Origin of the sequence: Mammaliicoccus sp. N-M50 (genome assembly GCF_022386995.1) — a bacterium.
GTDB lineage: Bacteria > Bacillota > Bacilli > Staphylococcales > Staphylococcaceae > Mammaliicoccus > Mammaliicoccus sciuri_A.
In genome coordinates, this window is the sequence record NZ_JAJNJA010000026.1 from 1 (window position 1) to 849 (window position 849).

Below are 849 nucleotides of genomic sequence, written 5' to 3' on the forward strand. Positions count from 1 at the left end.
CATCGTCTGTTGTCGTTGGTGTGCCATTGTCTTTTGTTACACCGTCTGTTGTTGGTTCATAAGCATCATTGTCTGCTTGTTCTCCTACTGTTACAGGTACTTTAATGTGGTCTGTTGAACCGTCTGGGTATGTCACTGTCACATCAACATCTGTTGTACCTGGTGTATTGCCATCTGGTAATTGTGTTTCGTCATCCACCGTAATTGTTGGTTGATCTTTATCCGTTGGATAGTCTGGGATTGTCACTGAACCTGTTACATCGTCTGTTGTCGTTGGTGTGCCATGATCTTTCGTTACACCGTCTGTAGTTGGTTCGTATTGTCTGTTATCCATAACTTTTACGATAAATGAATCAGCTGCTACATCATTGTCTCCTACTACTAAATATGCCGTGTAAATATCTCCATCTACCGCACTATCTGGAACAATAAATGTACCTTGTTGTTCACCATCTTCTAACGTATTAATGTCGCCAGTTTTTTGAACTACATTTCCGTTCTTATCCCTCCACTCAACGCGCGTTGGTAGTGGTGAAATATTTGAACCTGTTAAGTCAATGTGAACTTCATCACCTGGAACTGCCGGTTTATCTGTATTATTATATTCCAACACATCTAAGTTAATATCATTAGATGGAACTAATGCAAAGTTAACGTTATACCACATTGGATTAGCAACTAAGTTTTGAGCCGGTGCTGTTTGTGGTGCCCATGACAAGTTACTGTTTGGTGCTCTAAATTGAGGGCTTGTATAAGATGAATATGCATTCACTACATTACCATCTGGATCCATCACATAACCATACATATAGCTTGTATTTAACGTACCATCTGGGAATCTCAAAGTAT

1 protein-coding gene is annotated in these 849 nt (G+C 39.7%); it reads right to left on the reverse strand.

From position 1 onward, the window contains the following. Positions 1–849, reverse strand: an 849-nt coding sequence (locus LQ622_RS14865; protein ID WP_275590400.1) for a Rib/alpha-like domain-containing protein, incomplete at both ends; no start/stop codon positions are given.